Below are 21077 nucleotides of genomic sequence, written 5' to 3'. Positions count from 1 at the left end.
AGGCATCCCGGCAGTGAAAAGACGTCGGTGACGGTCCATAGGGTGGGCTACTGCCCGCTACTCCTGAAAGTGAATCGGACGCTAACATTATCAAAGGAAACCAGGGGTTGGCAAAGATTTACCTGACTTTGCAATTTTTTTGCAACTTACGCTGCCCCTATTTTACAGCGTAATTGCTTGAATAAGTAACAAAGTTGAATTACGGATCTTCATCACATAAATTATTTTTTCACTGTCTAAAATAATTCCGGCAAATGATGAGTTCTTTCTTGAACATATTATCTGAATCGATTCGCTAAAACCGATACCGATACACCACCGCACCCTTCGAGGGGTGACGTAATGACAAAAACAGGAGGTAGCAAGTGACTATTGCTATTGTCATAGGCACACATGGCTGGGCAGCGGAACAATTGCTGAAAACCGCCGAAATGCTATTAGGCGAACAAGAGAACGTTGGCTGGATAGATTTCGTCCCGGGTGAAAATGCTGAAACCCTGATCGAGAAATATAACGCACAGCTGGAGAAACTGGACACCAGCAAGGGCGTGTTATTCCTCGTGGATACCTGGGGTGGCAGCCCATTCAATGCGGCAAGCCGTATCGTTGTGGATAAAGAACATTACGAAGTGGTCGCCGGGGTCAATATCCCGATGCTGGTCGAAACCCTTATGTCGCGAGACGACAACCCGACCGTTGATGAGCTGGTTGCACATGCTGTCGAAACCGGCCGTGAAGGCGTGAAGGCACTGAAGGCCAAACCGGCAGAAAAAGCCGCCCCGGCCCCCACCGCGACGCCAAAGGCTACAGCACCGGCCAAACCGATGGGGCCAAACGACTATATGAAGATCGGTCTTGCACGTATCGACGACCGTTTAATTCATGGTCAGGTCGCTACCCGCTGGACGAAAGAAACCAACGTTACCCGCATCATCGTGGTCAGCGATGAGGTTGCGGCAGACACCGTCCGTAAGACCCTGCTGACTCAGGTAGCGCCGCCAGGCGTCACCGCGCACGTTGTTGACATCGCGAAAATGATCCGCGTTTACAACAACCCAAAATATGCTGGCGACCGCGTTATGTTGCTTTTCACTAACCCAACCGATGTCGAGCGCATTGTCGAAGGCGGCGTAAAAATCACCTCCGTTAATATCGGCGGTATGGCTTTCCGCCAGGGCAAAACGCAGGTCAACAACGCTATTTCCGTTGATGATAAAGATATTGAGGCCTTCAAAAAACTGAATGACCGCGGTATCGAACTCGAAGCGCGAAAAGTGTCTACCGATCAAAAACTGAAAATGATGGATCTGATCGCCAAAGTTAAATGATTGTCATCACTAATAATATTGCTCAGATTTCACACATAAGTCATCGTCAATAGGAGAAGTACAATGGAGATTACCACTCTTCAGATTGTGCTGGTGTTTGTCGTAGCCTGTATCGCCGGTATGGAGTCGGTGCTCGATGAATTTCAGTTCCACCGTCCGCTTATCGCCTGTACCTTAATCGGCGCCGTGCTCGGCGACATGAAAACCGGCATCATCATCGGCGGTACGCTGGAAATGATCGCCCTGGGCTGGATGAACATCGGTGCCGCCGTGGCCCCAGATGCCGCCCTCGCCTCAATTATCTCAACCATCCTGGTTATTGCCGGACACCAAAGCATCGGTGCAGGTATTGCCCTTGCCATTCCTCTGGCCGCTGCGGGCCAGGTACTGACTATTATCGTGCGTACTATTACCGTGGGCTTCCAGCACGCAGCGGATAAGGCGGCCAATAACGGCAACCTGACGGCGCTCTCTTGGATCCACGTCTCTTCGCTGTTCCTGCAGGCAATGCGTATCGCGATTCCAGCGGTTATCGTCGCCATCTCCGTAGGCACCAGCGAAGTCCAGAACATGCTGAACGCCATTCCTGAAGTGGTGACCAGCGGTCTGAACATCGCCGGCGGTATGATCGTGGTTGTCGGTTATGCGATGGTCATCAACATGATGCGCGCAGGCTACCTGATGCCGTTCTTCTACCTCGGTTTCGTTACCGCAGCGTTCACCAACTTCAACCTGGTTGCCCTGGGTGTGATTGGTGCAGTGATGGCTATCCTCTACATCCAGCTGAGCCCGAAATATAACCGTAGTGCGGGCGCACCGGCGCAGGCTGCCGCCGCTAACGATCTTGATAACGAACTGGACTAACAGGTGAGCGAAATGGTTGATTCCACTAAATTAGCGACTGAGAAGAAAATCACCCAGAGTGATATCCGTGGCGTATTCCTGCGTTCTAACCTGTTCCAGGGCTCATGGAACTTCGAACGTATGCAGGCGTTAGGCTTCTGCTTCTGTATGGTGCCGGTTATCAAACGCCTGTACCCGGAAAACAACGACGCGCGCCGTCAGGCCATCAAGCGTCATCTTGAGTTCTTTAACACCCACCCTTACGTTGCTGCCCCTGTACTTGGCGTTACGCTGGCGATGGAAGAGCAGCGTGCTAACGGCGCAGAGATCGATGACGGTGCCATTAACGGTATCAAAGTCGGCCTGATGGGTCCGCTGGCCGGCGTGGGCGACCCTATCTTCTGGGGCACCGTACGTCCGGTATTCGCCGCACTGGGGGCGGGTATCGCCATGAGCGGTAGCCTGCTTGGACCTCTGCTGTTCTTTATCCTGTTCAATGCAGTACGCCTGCTGACCCGCTATTACGGCGTGGCCTACGGCTACCGCAAAGGCGTCGATATCGTTAAGGATATGGGCGGCGGCTTCCTGCAAAAACTGACGGAAGGGGCGTCAATCCTCGGCCTGTTTGTCATGGGGGCGCTGGTAAACAAGTGGACGCACGTTAACATCCCGCTGGTGGTGTCAAAAATCACCGACCAGACCGGGGCCGTTAAAGTCACCACCGTGCAGACCATTCTTGACCAGCTGATGCCGGGCCTGGTACCGCTGCTGCTGACTTTCGCCTGTATGTGGCTGCTGCGCAAAAAAGTCAACGCGCTGTGGATCATTATGGGCTTCTTCGTCATCGGTATTGTGGGTTACGCTATCGGCCTGCTGGGTGTGTAATTTGTTCTACCAGCCGGGGGCTAAACGCCCCCGGCTTTTTTATCTTTAACGGGAGGTTTCATGACGCTGACGGATGCCGTGCTGGTTGTTTTCATCGGGCTGCTGCTCGCTTTTGCCATCTACGATGAATTCGTAATGGACAAAATCAAGGGCAAAACCTTACTTAAAATCACCCTGCTCCGCCGTAACCGCGTCGACAGCACTATCTTTGTTTTTCTGGTTGGCATTCTCATTTATAACAACGTCACCTCTCACGGCACCCCGCTGACAACATGGTTATTATCTGCTCTGGCGCTAATGGCCATTTATGTGTCATGGATAAGACAGCCTAAGTTATTGTTCAAAAGCCATGGTTTTTTCTTCGCCAATGTTTGGGTGGAATATAACCGTATTAAAGAGATGAATTTATCTGAGGATGGTGTGCTGGTGATGCAATTAGAGCAGCGTCGCTTATTGATACGGGTAAAAAATATTGACGATCTCGAAAAAATATACAATTTAATGGTTGTAACTCAATAAGTTATAATTATAGCAAAGTCTATATTATTGGTTTATTTTTCACCATATAAAACATAGCCTTTGCTATTTCATAAGATTTACATGCCTTTATTTTAACGTTTTATTTGCATATGCAGTTAAATGAAAATCGTTATCAACTAATTATCCGAAAAATAGAATTCAAAGATTGTTTTAATTTAAAAAAATATGTTAAGGTTGCGCCCGTCGTTGGGGAGTAGCCGATTTCTGCCATAGGCAGAGATGTACATGTCAACATACTCGTTATATCCGCAATTGAGATTAACGTGGCATGTACGCCTCAGAATTCTGAGTAGGCGAGACCATAGGCACGCGCCATCGTAAAGTTGGGGATGGTTTGCGTGTATATGGATATCCCCAACTGAGGCACAATGATGAATCTCTCCGCAACTATCCTCCTTGCTTTCGGCATGTCCATGGACGCATTCGCCGCTTCCATCGGTAAAGGTGCCACGCTCCACAAACCCAAATTTTCCGAAGCCCTTCGTACCGGCCTTATTTTTGGCGTTATCGAAGCAATTACTCCGCTCATCGGTTGGGGACTTGGCCTGCTGGCAAGCCAGGTCGTGCTCGAATGGAACCATTGGGTTGCCTTCATATTGCTGGTATTCCTTGGCGGGCGTATGGTACTGGAAGGTTTCCGCGGCACAAGTCAGGAAGACGCTCCGAAAATTCATCGCCACGGATTTTGGCTGCTGGTGACAACCGCGATTGCCACCAGTCTTGACGCCATGGCGGTCGGCGTCGGCCTCGCCTTCCTGCAGGTCAATATTATTCAGACGGCGTTGGCTATCGGCTGCGCTACCGCGATTATGTCAACACTTGGCATGATGGTTGGCCGCTTTATTGGCCCCATTCTGGGTAAACGCGCCGAAATTCTGGGCGGTATTGTCCTGATTGCTATTGGCTGCCAGATTATGTACAGCCACTTCGCTCCGTTTAACTGATCAGTCGCGCTGCCAGACACGCACCACAAAATCTGTTTCACAGCTAAACGCCGTTTCTGCCTTCAGCGCATCCCAGACTTCTGGGCGAGCGCGCCAGGCGAACGGCGTCATTTGCAACAGGGCAATGGCTTCATCACCCTGCAGGCTCATCGGCCAGGCGGGCTGAAGCGTTTGTTGTAGGGTAAAGCCAGGCATCGCTTCAACCTCTTCGCTATGCAGCATGACATCCTGATAAATCAACCCCTTTAGCTGCATCAAATGACGTGGCCCCGGCGTGGCCGTCACCACTACGCCGCCACGTTTCACGACTCGCGCCAGCTCTTCGGCCTTGCAGGGAGCAAAAATACGTACGATCGTGTCCATACTCTCATCGGCAAACGGCAGGCGATGGCTGGACGCCACGCAGAACTTAACCTCGCGGTAACGTTTGGCCGCGTAGCGAATCGCTACTTTTGAAACGTCCAGTCCCCAGGTCTCACCGCCCTTCTCTGCCACTACCGCTGCAAATCCCGCCGTGTAGTAACCTTCCCCACAGCCAATATCCAATAGCGCAGAGGGCGCCAGCGCTTTTAACAGCTGGCAAAGGGTATCTCGCAACGGTTGATAATGTCCGGCATCGAGAAATGCCCGGCGGGCCTGCATCATTTCCGCGCTGTCACCCGGGTCTTTCGAACGTTTATGCTGAACGGGCAGCAAATTGACATAACCTTCTTTGGCGATATCAAACTGATGCCCCTGAGGGCAGCGATAGCTGTTCGCATTGGCGCTTAGCACGGAATGGCAGAGTGGGCAAAGCCAGGACATAGAGAACTCCGGAGGCAATAAAGGGCGCAAGTGTAACGCCAAACGCCCCGTTTGCGAAACCGCTACATGGCGGCGTGGTCATTCTCCATTTTGTTCAGCACCATCATGCTGTTGTCTCCGGCGGGCAGTCCATCCGGCTCAATATTTTCGAGCCGTAAAACATCGCCCATGATTTGGCTGAAAACGGGGGCGGAAACCGCTCCCCCATAGTACTTGCCATTGGACGGGTCGTTAATCACCACCACCAGCGCATAGCGAGGATTGCTGGCCGGTGCCACACCCGCGGTGTAGGCAATGTACTGATCCACATATTTACCATCGGGGCCGATCTTTTTGGCCGTACCGGTTTTCACCGCCACGCGGTAACCATGCACCGCCGCCTTAACCCCGCCGCCGCCGGGCAGCGCCACGCTCTCCATCATGTGTTCCACTTCATGCACGATTTCTTCAGGCATCACCCTTTGCCCTTCCACCGGCGGATCAACGCGCGTGATGGACAGCGGGCGTGAAATACCGAAGCTACCGATAGTGGCGTAAACATGGGCCAACTGCAGCGGGGTCACCATCAGGCCATAGCCAAATGCAAAAGTGGCCCGATCCAGTTCCCCCCAGCGCTGACGCACCGGCAACAGGCCACGGCTTTCACCCGTCAGGCCGATGGCCGTTGGCACTCCAAAGCCAAATTTATGATAAGTGTCCCAAATATTCTGCACGGGCATTGCCAGTGACAGACGTGACACACCGGTATCACTCGATTTTTGCAACACGCCTGTCAGGGTCAGTTGCGGATAGTATCCAACGTCGCGGATGTTGTGCCCATCCAGAGTAAACGGGTGGGTATCTATAACGCTGTCAGGCCGGACAATTCCCTGCTGCAGCGCCGTCATCACTACCATCGGTTTAACCGTCGAGCCGGGTTCGAAGGTGTCGCTTATCGCGCGGTTACGGAAGTCGTCCAGCTTTGCATTATCGCGGTTATTCGGGTTAAAGGTTGGGTAGTTGGCCATCGCCAATACTTCACCGGTCTGCACATCGATGACCACCGCAGCACCGGACTCTGCTTTGTTCCAGGACACGGCGTTGCTAAGCGCATCTTCCGTGACGGTTTGCAGGCGTTCATCAATGCTGAGCTGAATGTTATGCGCGGGGCTGGCGGGGTTCTCGGTAATATTTTCCACTACGTGACCGTAGCGGTCTTTACGTACCAGGCGCTCGCCTTCTTTTCCGGTGAGCTGTTGATTGAAGCTTTTCTCGATCCCTTCGATGCCCTGATCGTCAATGTTGGTAAATCCTATCAGGTTCGCCCCTACCCGGCCCGCAGGATAAAAACGGCGGGACTCGTCACGCAGGGCGATGCCAGGGATATTTAGTTTGTCGATGTACTGTGCCTGCTGGGGGTCCAACTGGCGGGCAAGGTAGATAAAACGGCCGCGTTCGTTGCTGTGGATCTTTGTGGCAATGTCGCTGAGGGGAACATGCAGCGCGGAGGCCAGCGCTTGCCAACGGCTGTTAACCAGAACACCGCCCTTCTCCATCACCGTTTTCGGGTCAGCCCACACGGCTTCCACGGGGACGCTTACCGCCAGTGGCTTCCCGTTGCGGTCCTCAATCATGCCCCGGGGAACATCTATCGGCTCCTCACGCAGGGAACGCATGTCCTCCTGCTTAACCAGATTATCGGGAGAGATGATTTGCAGCCAGGCGATACGCCCAAGCAGGAAAACCAGACTGCCGGTGATGGCCACGCACAGCAGTCCAAAGCGCCACTGGATAAAATTACCGGTTAATGCGGGAACACCCTTCTTCACAACCACTCCTTGCACGGCCTAAGCGATTGAAAGATTTAACCAGAATCGGGCATTTTTACCGGGATAACAGTGCTAAAACCTTCGCAGCTTTGCAACAAGAGGCAACAAATGATTCAATTTGTTAATAACCTGCAAAGCATTAAATTGGCCGCAGACATGAAAAAGCCCCGTCGAGACGGGGCTTTTATCACAATTCGGCGTTATTCGCGCCTGAGCTCTAATCCAGAAGAATTAGATGGCAGTCACGTTAACTGCAGCAGGGCCTTTCTGGCCGTCCTGGATTTCGAATTCAACGTTCTGGCCTTCAGCCAGAGTTTTGAAGCCGTTACCCTGGATTGCAGAGAAGTGTACGAATACATCTTTGCTGCCGTCAGCTGGAGTAATGAAACCAAAACCTTTAGACTCGTTGAACCACTTAACTTGACCTTTAATCTTTGCCATTTTGCAAATTCCTTAGATTGTATTCTTCGCCCGCAGGCATAACTTAGATAAAACAGAGACATTACTGCATGAGGCACTAATATAAGGCTCGGCAGAGAAGCGGTATTCAACGACAACGTGTTTACTCAGGTCTTCTTTACTGAAAATGCCACACATAAACAGAACTGTACCTCGTTTAACCCAACGTGTTATCACACACAACGTAAACAATGGCAAGCCATTTTTAAGCATGTGTCGATCTGCCGCACAGATTCAGAAAATTACACGATTACTCTGATAAAGCAATTCGCGTTTTTTGAATTAAATACACACTATCAAAAGTTGTCGCAACAGACTGTGTTTCAAGAAAATTTTGACAACTTTTGAACCTTAGCGCAAACCGTAGTTTTCGTCCAGATGTTAGCTTAATAAAATCCTGTTTTGAGGATATATCTTTATGATTTTTTATGCATACCTATGCACAAATTAACCTTAAGCCAATCATGACGAAGCGCTGAGGGATTCTTTTACTGTATTTTTTATGTTCAACAGAATAACGCCTGCACAGCCGGGTTATAATAATGCACCAAAATAATGAAAGTTTAATGACAGATTGCCCCACGATAAGGCAATAAAAACGTTTCGCTGAATTAATGCGAGTTACCGGCGGTGTTTAATTTGTCCAAAAAGAATAGTCGTGCGGAGCAATAATAATTAATTCTTATTTTTTCACCATGGGCAAACTTTGTCCAATGCGAAGCGGTGAAAACGCCTCAGTGCACTCGCTCCGATCGTGGAGAGCGGCGAGCAACTCCTGCGGCGGCTTATCCAGCGATTCATCAGCAAGCTCAAACACGCCCCAGTGAATAGGGATGGCCATAGGCTTCCCGATTTCCTGCCATAGCGTTACAGCCTGCTGCGGATCCATATGGTGATCCCCCATAAACCAGCGTGGCTCGTAGGCACCGATTGGCAACGCCGCCATATCAAACGGCCCCAGTCGCCTGGAGATTTCTGCCAGCGATTCGCTATAGCCAGAATCACCGCTGAACCAAAAACGCAAAGCCCCCTGTTCTATCACCCAACCGCACCACAGTGAACGATTACGATCCCAAAAAGTTCGCATACTCCAGTGGCGAGCCGGCACGGCGGTGAAAACCATCCCACACCAGTTAAAGCTTTGCCACCAGTCCAGCTCCGTGACCTGCTCTATCCCACGCTTGCTGAACCACGTCTTCAGGCCAAGCGGCACGAAGAAATGTACATCAGGGAAACGTCTAATTAGCCGGCGTACGGTTTTACTGTCCAAATGGTCGTAATGGTTATGGGAAATCAGAACCGCATCCAGCCGGGGAAGCTGTTTAATATCTAGCGGAACCTCTGTTCGACGAGCGGGCCCGACAAAAGAGAGGGGGGATGCACGACGGGAAAAAACCGGGTCAGTGAGCAAGTAGCAGCCGTTTAGTCGTAATAACAGACTGGCATGCCCTAACCACCATACACGGTCATCGTGGCCGCTCAGATCGGCTTGCTGCCACCAGCGTTGTATAAACGCGGGGTAGCCGTCACCGGGAGGATGAGGCAGCTGTTGCGCTTTACGCGCCTTCTGCCAGCGTTTTACGTCGCCGGGCTGACGCACAGCGGGTTCCGTGTTACAGAACCCGTCAGGTAGATGGTGGGATAACTGCGGATTGTACCAGGGGTTTTTCCAACGCATCCCACCTCCCGCTTGCTTAGCGTTCCGCTACCAGACGCACAAAGTCGTCTTCATTATCTTCTTTCGCAGCCGCAGCAGGTTTTTGCTCCGACTCCGGTTCATTTGCTTCGCACAGGCGACGCAGCAAAGCATTTTGACGCTTTTGTAGATCGACCAGTTCTTCAAGCAGTGCAATTTGATCGTTTGCACGACTGCTGGAACGATTCACAAAAAACCACAATACAAGACCAACAATCAGTGTCACCAGCGAGAAAGCCAGCGGCATGATATTCAGAGCACTAAAACCCAATTCGTTCATCTTACCACCTCAATAAAAAAGGCATTCTACACCTGAGGCAGGCAGAGAAAAATCACTACCAGGGGATAAATTTGTTGATGGTACAAATGCCGCTGAAAAATTGCACATCCTGGTCGCACATCACATTTATCATTTGAGTCCATAACAGCAGGCAGGTAACGACAATCACTAACACAATCACCCATCTGTACTTTCTCACTACAATGCCACCTCTTGACCATAGAATTTCGCTAATTTAACACTATCCAACTAAACCATAAGTAACGATTCCTGCTTTTTTATTTCAGAATCATCAGATTGTGCCGTTAACTATTAAAGGTATGCTTGATAAAGAGATTATGTGAGGTATGAGGTAGATATGCGTTTGATTGTCCGTACGGTTGTTGTTATCGCCATCATCTGGATTGGCCTGTTGCTCTCCGGATACAGTGTACTTATTGGCAGCAACGAAAATGCTGCAGGGCTGGGGCTGCAATGTAAATATCTGACGGCGCGTAATACCGTTACTGCGCAGTTTATTCATACCGACAGCGGGATTATCGGCCTGACCAACTGCCCGTTACTGCGAAAAATCGATACGCCGATTGATAACGGCTAATTTTCTCCGGCCGCGGGCGACGCGCGACAGGCCACCCCGCTAGAAAGGATAGTGGTTATAACCCATCTGCCGGGAGAGCGTGCGGGCCGCTTGATGAAGAATGTTCACGTATTCTGCCAGCCCCTCTTCAGTGTAGCGTAGGGTTGGAAAAGAGATGCTCATCCCGGCAACAACCACGCCAAAACGATCGAATACCGGCACCGCTACGCAGCGAATACCCTCTTCCTGCTCTTCATTGTCCTCACCAAAGCCCTGCTCACGTACACAATCCAGCGCTGGCAATAATTCATCCGTGCTGCATATCGTCCGCTCGGTGCTGCTAACGTATTCAACATCAGAGAGGATCTCAAGAACCTCTGCACGCTCGCGCCACGCCAGCAGAACCTTACCAATTGCCGTGCTGTATAACGGATTTCGACGCCCGACACGGGAGTACATCCGTAAATTATAGAGTGAGTCGATTTTATGAATATAAACAATACTGCTTTCGTCCAACGCGCCGAGATGAATTGCCTCTTTCGTCAGACGGGAAAGCTCGCGCATCTGCACATCCGCGCTGCGGATAAGATCAACATTCTGTAAAGCACCGCTGCCGAGCTCAAAGAGTTTCAGCGTAAGCGAGTATTTTTCTGACTCTTCCTCCTGCGCCACGTAGCCCAGCGATTTCATGGTTTGCAGGAAGCGATAGACGGTGCTTTTCGACATCATCACACGCTGAGACAGTTCGGTGATCCCTATTTCTTTCTCTTCGCCAAGCGCCTGTAAGATACCGAAGACTTTCAGCACGGAAGAAACGGAGTCGGGCTGCTTATCGGGGTCTGCAAGTGCCATTCATCACCTCGGGCGTCATTGTTTTATAAAAATTGGAACCGTTTTTTAGTATATGGATGCGCCGCCTGTGCCGCAATCGAAGCCTGCTGATTCGTTACAAATCTGCGGCATCCCGGAGATTGTTTAATGATAAAATCATTACCCTCCTAACGACTTCGCACAGCAAATTTAAAGTATGGATAAATTAGTGTCCGACGGCTTACCTACGCCCCAACGTTATGGCGCCATTTTTACCATTGCGCTCGGGATAATGATGGCCGTTTTGGACGGCGCTATCGCTAACGTCGCCCTGCCGACCATAGATCACGATTTAAATGCCAGCCCGGCGGAATCCATCTGGGTCGTTAACGCCTACCAGATTGCTATTATTGTCTCGCTTCTGTCACTCTCCTTCCTTGGCGATATTTTTGGCTACCGCCGTATCTATCAGAGCGGCCTGGTGCTGTTCTGCCTGACATCACTGTTTTGCGCAGTTTCAACGTCTCTGCCAATGCTGACATTTGCCCGTGTACTGCAAGGGTTTGGAGGGGCAGCGTTGATGAGTGTCAACACCGCGCTGATTCGCCTTATTTACCCTCAGCGTTTTCTTGGCCGCGGTATGGGCGTTAATTCGTTTATTGTTGCGGTGTCATCAGCGGCGGGCCCTACGGTTGCCGCCGCCATTCTTTCTGTCGCGTCATGGCAGTGGCTGTTTTTAATCAACGTGCCGATTGGCATTGTTTCGCTGGTTTTGGCCCTGCGCTATTTGCCGCCGAATCAGCAGAAATCTCAGGGTCAGCGCTTTGACATTCCGAGCGCAGTAATGAACGCCCTGACCTTCGGCCTGCTGATTTCGGCCATCAGCGGCTTTTCGCAGGGACAGCCTGGCTCAGTCATTATTGGCGAGCTGCTCGCGCTGGTGGTGATTGGCTATTTCTTTATTCGCCGTCAGCTGCGCCTTCCGTTCCCGCTTCTGCCGGTTGACCTGCTGAGGATCCCGATTTTTTCGCTGTCCATTGGCACCTCAATATGTTCGTTTGCCGCCCAGATGCTGGCGCTGGTCTCCCTGCCCTTTTTTATGCAAACCGTGCTGGGGCGTAGTGAAGTTGAAACCGGACTGTTGCTAACGCCATGGCCGCTGGCCACGATGGTGATGGCGCCGCTTGCGGGCTACCTGATTGAGCGCCTCCACGCCGGGCTGATGGGCGCCGTGGGGCTGGCCGTTATGGCTTGCGGATTATTCGCCCTGGCGCTGCTGCCGCATAATCCGTCCGATATCGATATCATCTGGCGCATGGTGCTTTGCGGGGCGGGTTTTGGCCTGTTCCAGTCGCCTAACAACCACACCATTATCTCTTCAGCTCCTCGTCACCGCAGCGGCGGAGCCAGCGGAATGCTGGGCACCGCGCGCCTGCTTGGCCAGAGCTGCGGCGCGGCGCTGGTGGCGCTTATGTTCAACCTGTTTACCACCGGCGGCACTCACGCTTCGCTGGTGCTGGCGGGTATTTTTGCCACCATTGCCGCCATCGTCAGCGGATTGCGAATGTCTCAACCCCGCACGCAGGCATAAAAAAAGCGTGCCGCTCAGGGCACGCTTTTTGCTTCAATACTTCGTTTATTTCAGGTATTCGCCGCTGCGCAGCGCTTCAATACGTTTGTCCAGCGGCGGGTGCGTCATGAACAGCTCGCTCATTGATTTTGCCTTACCGTTGATGCAAAACGCCATCATGCTGCTGGCTTCCTGTGGCTCATAGCTGGTTTTCAGACGCTGCAGCGCAGCAATCATCTTCTCACGGCCAACAAGCTTCGCTGAACCGGCGTCAGCGTGGAATTCACGATGACGAGAGAACCACATGGTGATGATGCTGGCAAGAATACCAAACACCAGCTCCAGTACCGTAGCCACCGCAAAGTAAATCAGCGGGTTGCCATTGCTGCTTTCGTTATCATCACGGTTCCCGGACAGGAAGCCGGAAGCCACCTGAGCGATGATACGGGAAATGAAGATAACAAAGGTGTTCACTACCCCCTGAATCAGGGTCATGGTCACCATGTCACCGTTGGCGATATGGCTAATTTCGTGGGCGATAACCGCTTCTGCTTCATCACGACTCATATTCTGCAGCAGACCCGTACTCACTGCGACCAGAGAAGCGTTGCGGCGTGCTCCGGTGGCGAAAGCATTGATGTCTGGTGCGTGGTAAATCGCGACCTGTGGCATAGCGATGCCCGCCTGCTGTGACTGCTGGCGCACGGTTTCAATCAACCAGCGCTCAGTTTCGTTACGAGGCTGCTCAATCACCTCGCCACCTACTGAACGTAACGCCATCCATTTTGACATCAGCAGGGAAATAATTGAGCCGCCAAAGCCAAACAGCACCGCCATGATCATCAGACCCTGAACGCTGCTTGACTGAATCCCCGTCAGGCTTAGCACCAGCCCGAAAACGACCATTACCGCAAGGTTGGTCAGCAGGAAAAGCCCGATACGCATCATAATTTTCTTTTTACCTCGGTTAAAAACACGCTCTTTGCGCTCCACAACATCGTAGGGGCGCGCCGCCTATTTTCAAGCATCTGACGCCGCCAAGTGATTAATAATACATAACTTTACATTTTGTATGCATTTGTCTTACATCGCTGGAGACAGGTAAAAAAATGGGCACCGTTTCGGGTGCCCATCCGGGAGAGTTATTTCGCCGGAGCCGGCTGCTCCGCCGGTCTCCCCTGCTCCATTCCGGCAAGATCGATAGCGATATGAACCGTTTCATCAAGATACGGATCGGGCTCCTGGTAATCCTTCGGCAGATCGTCGAGTTTCTTAATCGGCGCTTTGCCTTCACGCTTGAAGCGGTCGTTGATTCGGGCCAGGCGCGTGGCGTCGTCTTCCAGGTTCTCTTTTTCGCGCTGGGCGTAATTAAGAGAGACAGCGTTACGCTTTTCCTTCAGGGCATTGAAGCGAGCAATGTCCTTCATGATGTACTGGAACTCCGGATCTTTCACGATACGATCCTGATGCAGCTTCAACAATTCTGGTTCGAACGGCGTTAAATCACCGGTCTTCACGTAGGTTGCCGCGTTGATGCTGTCCCAGGGTAGCGCGTTGTCTTCAAACTTTTCGCCGGTCTCGGTTTGCTCGGTACCGGTAGGCATCATGATGTCCGGGGTCACACCTTTACGCTGCGTACTGCCGCCGTTGATGCGGTAGAACTTCTGGATGGTGTACTGAACCGACCCCAGAGCAGGCCATTCCGGGCGCAGCATCTGATCGTATATACGGTTCAGCGAACGGTACTGTTGAACCGTACCTTTACCGAAGGTCGGTTCACCGACAATCAGCGCGCGGCCATAGTCCTGCATTGCCGCAGCAAAGATTTCAGATGCTGAGGCGCTGAAGCGGTCAACGAGCACCACCAGCGGTCCTTTGTAATAGACCACCCCATCGGTGTCGCTATCTTCACGGACTTTACCGTTGTTGTCACGCACCTGGACGACCGGACCGCTTGGGATAAACAGACCGGACAGCGATACCGCTTCCGTCAGTGCACCGCCGCCGTTAGAGCGAAGGTCGATAATCACGCTTTTAACGTTCTGTTTTTCCAGTTTCTGCAGCTGAACCTTCACGTCATCGGTGAGGCCAACATAGAAGCCAGGAATATCCAGCACGCCGACCTTCTCTTTACCGACCGTTTTCACGGACATTTTGACCGCGCGGTCTTCAAGACGAATGCGCTCGCGGGTTAGCGTAACGGTACGCGTTTTAGTGCCTTTGCCCGCAGGCAGGATCTCAAGGCGCACTTTGCTGCCTTTCGGCCCTTTAATCAGCGCCACAACATCGTCCAGACGCCAGCCAATAACATCAACCATTGGCTTGCCCGTCTGGCCTACGCCAACAATTCGGTCACCTACGGTAATGGCTTTGCTTTTCGCCGCCGGGCCACCGGCTACCATGGAGTTAATCAAGGTGTAATCATCATCCATTTGCAGTACCGCACCGATCCCTTCTAAAGAAAGGCTCATTTCGGTGTTGAACTGTTCGGTACTGCGCGGGGAGAGATAATTGGTGTGCGGGTCTATCTCATGAGCAAACGCCGTCATCGCCAGCGAAAACACGTCTTCGCTGTTGCTTTGCGTCAAACGACGAATAGCAAACTGATAGCGTTTAGTCAGCGTTTCGCGAATTTCCTGCTCGGTTTTACCGGCCAGCTTCAGGCTTAGCTCGTCGTACTTCACTTTTGCATCCCAGAGTTTATCCAACTCTTCGACGCCTGTCGGCCACGGTGACTTGCTGCGATCCAGATTAATCGTGTCGTTGCCGGTGAAGTCCATCGGCTTCGCCAGCACCTTCAGCGCATACTGATAGCGCTCAAAACGGCGCTTCTGGCCCAGGTTGTATAAATCATAAAATACGTCGAGCTTGCCAGACCGCAGCTCATCGCCAATCTGCCCTTTCTTCGCGGCAAATTGTGCGACGTCGCTTGCCAGCAGCACGTTATGGCTGTAGTCCAGCAGATTCAGATAACGATCGAAGATTTTTGCCGAGAAGTTGGCATCCAAATCGAACTGGCGGTAATGAGAACGCGTAAAACGAGAGGTTACACGTTCACTCACCGTTGCGTGCTGAGCCTCTTCCTTTAACTGCGGAATTTGGTCAGCACGGGTAATGTTGTCCAGGGCCAGGGCACTGCCTGCCATGAACAGCAGGCTGGCGATAGCCGTAAGCTTAAAGAGTTTGTTCATGCCTGAGTCAGGCCTCCGTTTCAGAACTGCAAGTGTTCTGCGCGTACGATCATTGCCATACCAGAAGTCAGCTGTACACGGACGCCATCTTTGGTAATTTCCAATACGGTAGCATCCATTGCGTTGTTACCCGCTTTGACTTTAATGGCCTGTCCAACCTGCAGAGCTGCAATATCGGTCACCGGTGTACGGCGCTCTTCACGAGGAGCCTTAGGTGCCGGCTTTTCTGCGCGAGGTTTGCGCTCTGCCCCTTCTTTACGACGTGGTGTAGCTGCCGGGCGAGGTTTACGTTCGCGACGTGGCGCCTCTTCCGTTACGCCAGCGGCGGCGGCGGCAGCTTCACGTTTTTTCGCCTGCTGTTCAGCGCGTTGCGCCTGCACTCGAGCTTTTGCTTCCTCAAGCTGCTGGCGAGCATGTTCTACATGCTGTTCGTCCAGCTCACCGCACGGATTACCATCAAGATCAACGCGAGTCGCGCCAGCTTTGATGCCGTACAGGTAACGACAGCTTGAAGTATAAAGACGTAATGCCGAACGAAGCTGAGTTTTGCTGAGGCTCATTTCGCCTTCAACGCGGGAGACTAAATCCTGGAAGATACCAATCTTCAACGGACGAGCTTCACCTTCAGCACTAAAACAGCGTGGAAAACGCTCGGCCAAAAATGCGATAACTTCTTTACTGCTATTCAACTTAGGTTGATTTTCCATGAAATTTCCTGATTACAACGGAATTGCCAATAAGCCGCAGGCATGAACAGGCGACATTATAATGACGCCATCGCTAAATGCCACGTTATCCGTTGCTTATCATGCTATCGAGGGAAGAATTTTTTAAAATCAGTGCCGCCAAGCACCTCTGAAAGCCGCGAAACCAGGGTTTTTAAACCGATTTCGTCTTCTTCTGAAAAACGACCGTACTCGGTGCTGTCAATATCAAGCACGCCGATAACCTGGCCATTTACCGCTAACGGCAGCACAATTTCAGAATTACTCGCCGCATCGCAGGCGATGTGGCCGTCAAAGGCATGTACATCTTCGACACGCTGAACTGACGCGGTGGCGACAGCCGTACCGCATACGCCTTTGCCCACGGGGATACGCACGCACGCGATTTTGCCCTGGAAGGGTCCCAGCACTAGCGTCTGTGCCTCAAGGAGGTAGAATCCCGCCCAGTTAACACCGTCCAGGCGTTCAAACAACAAAGCACTGGTATTCGCGAGTGTTGCAAGGAAGCTGGTTTCACCTGCCATTAACGCACTAAAATCGCGGTTTAGATCCGCGTAAAATTGTTCTTTGTTCATTAAATAACCGTCATGTTGTCTTACTTTACTTCGTAGCATACTAAAATAAGCATTAAATGCGCTGTGCCACAAGGTGTATCATTTTATGAATTACGATAGGCTAAATGAATAATTCAGATAACAACGCTCCCGGCTTACGACGCACCATGAAAATACACGCCATCAGTCAGGTCCTGCCCCAGGCACGTTATCAGCGTTGTCCCCAATGCGATACCCTTTTCTCGCTGCCGCCGGTCAAATCAACACAAAGTGCCTATTGCCCTTGTTGTGAGGCCAGGGTACACCATGGCCGCGACTGGTCACTAACGCGCCTGGGGGCGATGGCTATTGCGATGCTGCTACTGATGCCGGTCGCCTTCGCCGATCCCTTACTGAGGATTTACCTGCTCGGCTCGCGTATTGACGCCAACGTCATGCAAGGGATTTGGCAGATGGCAAGCCAGGGGGATGTGCTTACTGCCGCAGTGGTGCTTTTCTGCGTTGTAGGGGCTCCTGCGACGCTGGTCGCGGCGATTGCTTACCTCTATTTTGGCAATATTCTCGGTATGAATCTGCGCCCGGTGCTGCTGATGCTGGATAAGCTCAAAGAATGGGTAATGCTGGATATCTACCTGGTGGGTATCGGCGTGGCCTGCATCAAAGTCCGGGAGTATGCCTTTATACAGCCAGGCCCGGGCCTCGTCGCCTTTATTGCGCTGGTGGTTCTGAGCCTGTTGACCATGATCCATCTCAATATTGAGCAGCTGTGGGAACGTTTTTATCCACAGCGCCCTCCGCGCGCCTTCAACGCGCAGCTGCGGGTTTGCCTGGGCTGTCATTTCACCGGTGTTCCCGACGATCGGGGCCGCTGCCCACGTTGCCATGTACCGCTGCACCATCGCCGTAAGCAAAGCTTACAAAAATCCTGGGCGGCGCTGATTGCCTCGCTGGTGTTCCTGCTCCCGGCTAACCTGCTGCCTATTTCTATTATTTACGTGAATGGCGCACGGCAAGAAGACACCATTATGTCGGGCATTATCTCTCTCGCACACAGCAACATTGCCGTTGCCGCCGTGGTATTCATTGCCAGTATCCTGGTGCCGTTTACTAAAGTTATTGTATTGATTACGCTGCTTATCAGTATTCATTTCAAATGCCAGCAGGGACTAAGAACCCGTATTTTGCTGCTGCGCTTTGTCACCTGGATTGGCCGCTGGTCTATGCTCGATCTGTTTGTCATTGCATTGATGATGTCACTGGTTAACCGTGACCAGCTGTTAGCTTTTACGATGGGGCCCGCCGCGGTATTTTTTGGCGCGGCGGTTATATTAACTATTCTTGCCGTCGAATGGCTGGATAGCCGACTACTTTGGGACGCACATGAGTCAGGAAACGCCCGCTTCACCGACTGAGGCGCGAATTAAAACGAAACGCCGGATCTCTCCTTTCTGGTTGTTACCTATTATTGCGTTGCTGATCGCCGGCTGGCTGATCTGGACGACTTATCAGGAGCGGGGCAACACCGTTACCATCGACTTTATCTCTGCCGACGGTATCGTTGCCGGCCGCACGCCCGTGCGCTACCAGGGGGTTGAAGTCGGTACCGTGCAGAACATTAGCCTGAGCGATGACCTGCGTAAAATTGAAGTCAAAGTCAGCATCAAAAGCGACATGAAGGACGCTTTGCGTGAAGACACGCAGTTCTGGCTGGTTACGCCAAAGGCTTCGCTTGCCGGGGTGTCAGGGCTTGATGCGCTGGTTGGCGGTAACTATATCGGCATGATGCCGGGTAAAGGCGAGCCGCGCGACCACTTCACCGCGCTCGATACCCAGCCTAAATATCGGCTTGATAACGGTGAACTAATGATTCACCTGCATGCACCAGACCTGGGTTCGCTGAACAGCGGTTCGCTGGTCTATTTCCGTAAAATTCCGGTTGGCCGCGTATATGACTACGCCATCAACCAGAACAAACAGGGCGTTACCGTCGACGTACTTATCGATCGTCGCTTCACGAACCTGGTGAAAAAAGGCAGCCGCTTCTGGAACGTATCCGGCGTTAAGGCGGATGTAGGCCTGAGCGGGGCCAAAGTTCAGCTTGAAAGCCTGGCAGCGTTAGTGAACGGAGCCATCGCTTTTGACTCCCCTGACAACTCTGAGCCAGCGAAAGCCGATGATGAGTTTGGTCTGTATGAAGACCTGGCCCACAGCCAGCGTGGCGTCATCATTAATCTCGATCTCCCAAGCGGTGATGGCCTGAAGGCAGGGTCGACGAAACTGATGTATCAGGGGCTGGAAGTCGGCTCTCTGACCAAGTTGAACCTGAATCCCGGTGGGGCGGTAACCGGTGAAATGACCGTTGATCCAGGCGTTGTTAGCCTGATGCGCAGCGGAACGCGTATCGAGCTACGCAGCCCTAAAATCTCGCTCGATAATCCGAGCATCAGTAGCCTGCTGACGGGCAGCACTTTTGAGCTCGTTCCAGGCGAGGGCGAGCCGCAGGCTAAATTTACCGTAGTGCCAAGCGACAAAACGCCGCTGCAGCAACCTAACGTGTTAACGCTTTCCCTGAGCGCGCCGGAGAGCTACGGCATCGACGCCGGGCAGCCCATCATTCTGCACGGAATACAAATCGGCCAGGTGGTGGAACGCAATCTCTCGGCGAAGGGGGTCACCTTCTCCGTTGCCATTGACCCGCAGTATCGCCACCTGCTGCAGGGCGACAGCAAGTTTGTCGTTAACAGCCGCATTGACGTGAAGCTTGGTATGGACGGCGTAGAGTTCCTTGGCGCCAGCGCCAGCGAATGGGTAAACGGCGGCATCCGCGTGCTACCGGGCAGCAAAGGCGAGATGAAAAGCAGCTATCCGCTTTACGCCAACATGGAAAAAGCCATTGAAAACAGCCTGAGCGACATTCCGACCACTACGTTAACGCTTACCGCCTCCAGCCTGCCCGATATTCAAACAGGCTCCGTGGTGCTGTACCGCAAATTCCAGGTGGGGGAAATTATCTCCATTCGCCCTCGCGCCAATAACTTTGATATTGATGTCCATATCAAGCCGGAATACCGCAAGCTTCTGACGCCAAACACCGTGTTCTGGGCTGAAGGCGGTGCGCGCGTGCAGCTTAACGGCAGCGGGCTTACCGTTCAGGCTTCTCCGCTTTCTCGTGCCCTGAAAGGTGCCATCAGCTTTGACAATATGACAGGCGCAAGCGTGGGTCAGGTGAAAGGCGAAAAACGCGTACTTTATGCTTCAGAAACCGCAGCGCGGGCGGTAGGCAGCCAGATAACGCTGCACACGTTTGATGCCGGGAAGCTTTCAGCAGGCATGCCAATCCGCTATCTGGGTATCGATATTGGTCAGCTTGAATCGCTGAACCTGACGCAATCGCGTAACGAAGTTGAGGCGAAGGCGGTCCTGTACCCGGAATATGTTTCCACCTTTGCACGGGGCGGCACCCGCTTCTCCGTTGTGACGCCGCAAATCTCGGCGGCGGGCGTCGATCATCTTGATACGATTTTCCAGCCTTACATCAACGTTGAGCCAGGCAACGGCAACCCACGCCGTGATTTCGAGCTACAGGAGGCGTCAATCACCGACTCCCGTTATTCCGACGGCCTGAACATCGTGCTCGAGGTGCCGGAAGCCGGTTCTCTGAGCATCGGCACGCCGGTGCTGTTCCGAGGGATTGAAGTTGGTACGGTGACCGGCATGACGCTTGGCAACCTCTCAGATCGCGTAATGGTTGGCCTGCGCATCAGCAAGCGTTACCAGCATCTGGTGCGTGAGAGTTCGGTATTCTGGCTGGCTTCCGGCTACAGCCTGGACTTTGGCTTAACCGGCGGCGTGGTCAAAACCGGGACCTTTAACCAGTTTATTCGCGGCGGCATTGCGTTTGCCACCCCACCGGGGATCCCGCTCTCGCCGAAGGCCGAAACGGGCAAACACTTCCTGCTGCTGGAAAGCGAGCCGAAAGAGTGGCGCCAGTGGGGAACCGCCCTGCCACGCTAGCCCTCAAGCCCGGAGCGGTGCGCCGCCCGGGCAATTCCGTGTTAAACTG

21 protein-coding genes are annotated in these 21077 nt (G+C 52.6%); 9 read left to right on the top strand and 12 right to left on the bottom strand.

What is annotated here, in order from left to right; all coding sequences use genetic code 11:
* Positions 1 to 365 precede the first annotated feature (365 nt).
* The 5 genes from manX (at position 366) to mntP (ending at position 4540) form a co-directional block, all read left to right on the top strand.
* Positions 366 to 1328, top strand: a complete 963-nt coding sequence (gene manX, locus VGM55_RS07400) for a PTS mannose transporter subunit IIAB (RefSeq protein WP_331635106.1) — start codon at positions 366 to 368, stop codon at positions 1326 to 1328.
* Positions 1329 to 1391: 63 nt separating this feature from the next.
* Complete coding sequence (locus tag VGM55_RS07395) at positions 1392 to 2192, top strand: PTS mannose/fructose/sorbose transporter subunit IIC (protein ID WP_008454035.1); 801 nt, start codon at positions 1392 to 1394, stop codon at positions 2190 to 2192.
* Positions 2193 to 2204: 12 nt separating this feature from the next.
* Positions 2205 to 3056, top strand: coding sequence for a PTS mannose transporter subunit IID (locus VGM55_RS07390; RefSeq protein ID WP_154186703.1), 852 nt, complete (start codon positions 2205 to 2207; stop codon positions 3054 to 3056).
* A gap of 60 nt (positions 3057 to 3116) precedes the next feature.
* Entirely contained in the window at positions 3117 to 3575 is a 459-nt protein-coding gene (locus VGM55_RS07385) for a DUF986 family protein (protein ID WP_331635105.1), read from the top strand.
* A gap of 392 nt (positions 3576 to 3967) precedes the next feature.
* On the top strand, positions 3968 to 4540 hold the full coding sequence (gene mntP, locus VGM55_RS07380; protein WP_331635122.1) for a manganese efflux pump MntP: 573 nt from the start codon (positions 3968 to 3970) through the stop codon (positions 4538 to 4540).
* Here the strand turns inward: mntP and rlmA are convergent, their stop codons facing one another.
* The 7 genes from rlmA to mgrB form a co-directional block, all read right to left on the bottom strand.
* On the bottom strand, positions 4541 to 5344 hold the full coding sequence (gene rlmA / locus VGM55_RS07375; protein WP_331635104.1) for a 23S rRNA (guanine(745)-N(1))-methyltransferase: 804 nt from the start codon (positions 5342 to 5344) through the stop codon (positions 4541 to 4543).
* Positions 5345 to 5406: 62 nt separating this feature from the next.
* Positions 5407 to 7152 carry a peptidoglycan glycosyltransferase FtsI gene (gene ftsI / locus VGM55_RS07370; RefSeq protein WP_331635103.1) on the bottom strand — a complete coding sequence of 582 codons (1746 nt, stop codon included), beginning with the start codon at positions 7150 to 7152 and terminating at the stop codon, positions 5407 to 5409.
* Between the two features lie 231 nt (positions 7153 to 7383).
* A complete protein-coding gene (cspE, locus tag VGM55_RS07365) occupies positions 7384 to 7593 on the bottom strand; it encodes a transcription antiterminator/RNA stability regulator CspE (protein WP_001062678.1) in 210 nt (69 codons plus the stop codon).
* 12 nt (positions 7594 to 7605) lie between these two features.
* On the bottom strand, positions 7606 to 7749 hold the full coding sequence (locus tag VGM55_RS07360; RefSeq protein ID WP_008454022.1) for a DUF2627 domain-containing protein: 144 nt from the start codon (positions 7747 to 7749) through the stop codon (positions 7606 to 7608).
* Between the two features lie 544 nt (positions 7750 to 8293).
* Positions 8294 to 9289, bottom strand: coding sequence for an MBL fold metallo-hydrolase (locus VGM55_RS07355; RefSeq protein ID WP_154186697.1), 996 nt, complete (start codon positions 9287 to 9289; stop codon positions 8294 to 8296).
* 16 nt (positions 9290 to 9305) lie between these two features.
* Positions 9306 to 9587: a YebO family protein gene (locus VGM55_RS07350; RefSeq protein WP_154186695.1), complete on the bottom strand. Its 282-nt coding sequence runs from the start codon at positions 9585 to 9587 to the stop codon at positions 9306 to 9308.
* Between the two features lie 55 nt (positions 9588 to 9642).
* Entirely contained in the window at positions 9643 to 9786 is a 144-nt protein-coding gene (gene mgrB / locus VGM55_RS07345; protein WP_008454016.1) for a PhoP/PhoQ regulator MgrB, read from the bottom strand.
* Positions 9787 to 9945: 159 nt separating this feature from the next.
* Here mgrB and VGM55_RS07340 point away from each other — a divergent pair, with 159 nt between their 5' ends.
* On the top strand, positions 9946 to 10185 hold the full coding sequence (locus tag VGM55_RS07340) for a YobH family protein (protein ID WP_154186693.1): 240 nt from the start codon (positions 9946 to 9948) through the stop codon (positions 10183 to 10185).
* A 39-nt stretch (positions 10186 to 10224) separates the two neighbouring features.
* On the opposite strand, the gene kdgR is transcribed toward VGM55_RS07340, so the two are convergent.
* Positions 10225 to 11016 (bottom strand): DNA-binding transcriptional regulator KdgR, encoded by a 792-nt coding sequence (gene kdgR, locus VGM55_RS07335; RefSeq protein ID WP_154186691.1) that lies wholly within the window; start codon positions 11014 to 11016, stop codon positions 10225 to 10227.
* 175 nt (positions 11017 to 11191) lie between these two features.
* On the opposite strand from kdgR, the gene VGM55_RS07330 reads away from it, so the two are divergent.
* The gene (locus VGM55_RS07330) at positions 11192 to 12565 is read left to right on the top strand and encodes an MFS transporter (protein ID WP_331635102.1); all 1374 of its coding nucleotides are present in this window, start codon (positions 11192 to 11194) and stop codon (positions 12563 to 12565) included.
* A gap of 45 nt (positions 12566 to 12610) precedes the next feature.
* Here VGM55_RS07330 and htpX read toward each other — a convergent pair whose 3' ends face one another.
* From htpX to VGM55_RS07310, 4 genes are all read right to left on the bottom strand, one after another.
* Positions 12611 to 13492, bottom strand: coding sequence for a protease HtpX (gene htpX, locus VGM55_RS07325; RefSeq protein ID WP_154186687.1), 882 nt, complete (start codon positions 13490 to 13492; stop codon positions 12611 to 12613).
* Positions 13493 to 13686: 194 nt separating this feature from the next.
* Complete coding sequence (gene prc / locus VGM55_RS07320; RefSeq protein ID WP_154186685.1) at positions 13687 to 15735, bottom strand: carboxy terminal-processing peptidase; 2049 nt, start codon at positions 15733 to 15735, stop codon at positions 13687 to 13689.
* Between the two features lie 20 nt (positions 15736 to 15755).
* On the bottom strand, positions 15756 to 16442 hold the full coding sequence (gene proQ / locus VGM55_RS07315) for an RNA chaperone ProQ (RefSeq protein WP_331635101.1): 687 nt from the start codon (positions 16440 to 16442) through the stop codon (positions 15756 to 15758).
* A 104-nt stretch (positions 16443 to 16546) separates the two neighbouring features.
* Positions 16547 to 17035: a GAF domain-containing protein gene (locus tag VGM55_RS07310; protein WP_331635100.1), complete on the bottom strand. Its 489-nt coding sequence runs from the start codon at positions 17033 to 17035 to the stop codon at positions 16547 to 16549.
* 146 nt (positions 17036 to 17181) lie between these two features.
* Here VGM55_RS07310 and yebS point away from each other — a divergent pair, with 146 nt between their 5' ends.
* Both yebS and VGM55_RS07300 read left to right on the top strand, forming a co-directional pair.
* Positions 17182 to 18426 (top strand): membrane integrity lipid transport subunit YebS, encoded by a 1245-nt coding sequence (gene yebS, locus VGM55_RS07305; RefSeq protein WP_414648215.1) that lies wholly within the window; start codon positions 17182 to 17184, stop codon positions 18424 to 18426.
* Positions 18395 to 21028, top strand: a complete 2634-nt coding sequence (locus VGM55_RS07300) for a PqiB family protein (protein WP_154186679.1) — start codon at positions 18395 to 18397, stop codon at positions 21026 to 21028. Before yebS ends, VGM55_RS07300 begins: the two co-directional genes overlap by 32 nt.
* Positions 21029 to 21077: the final 49 nt, after the last annotated feature.

It is taken from the genome of Cedecea sp., from assembly GCF_036500665.1.
Classification (GTDB): Bacteria; Pseudomonadota; Gammaproteobacteria; order Enterobacterales; family Enterobacteriaceae; genus Cedecea.
The sequence above is the reverse complement of the archived record's forward strand: the minus strand, read 5'-3'. Positions and strand labels throughout refer to the sequence as shown.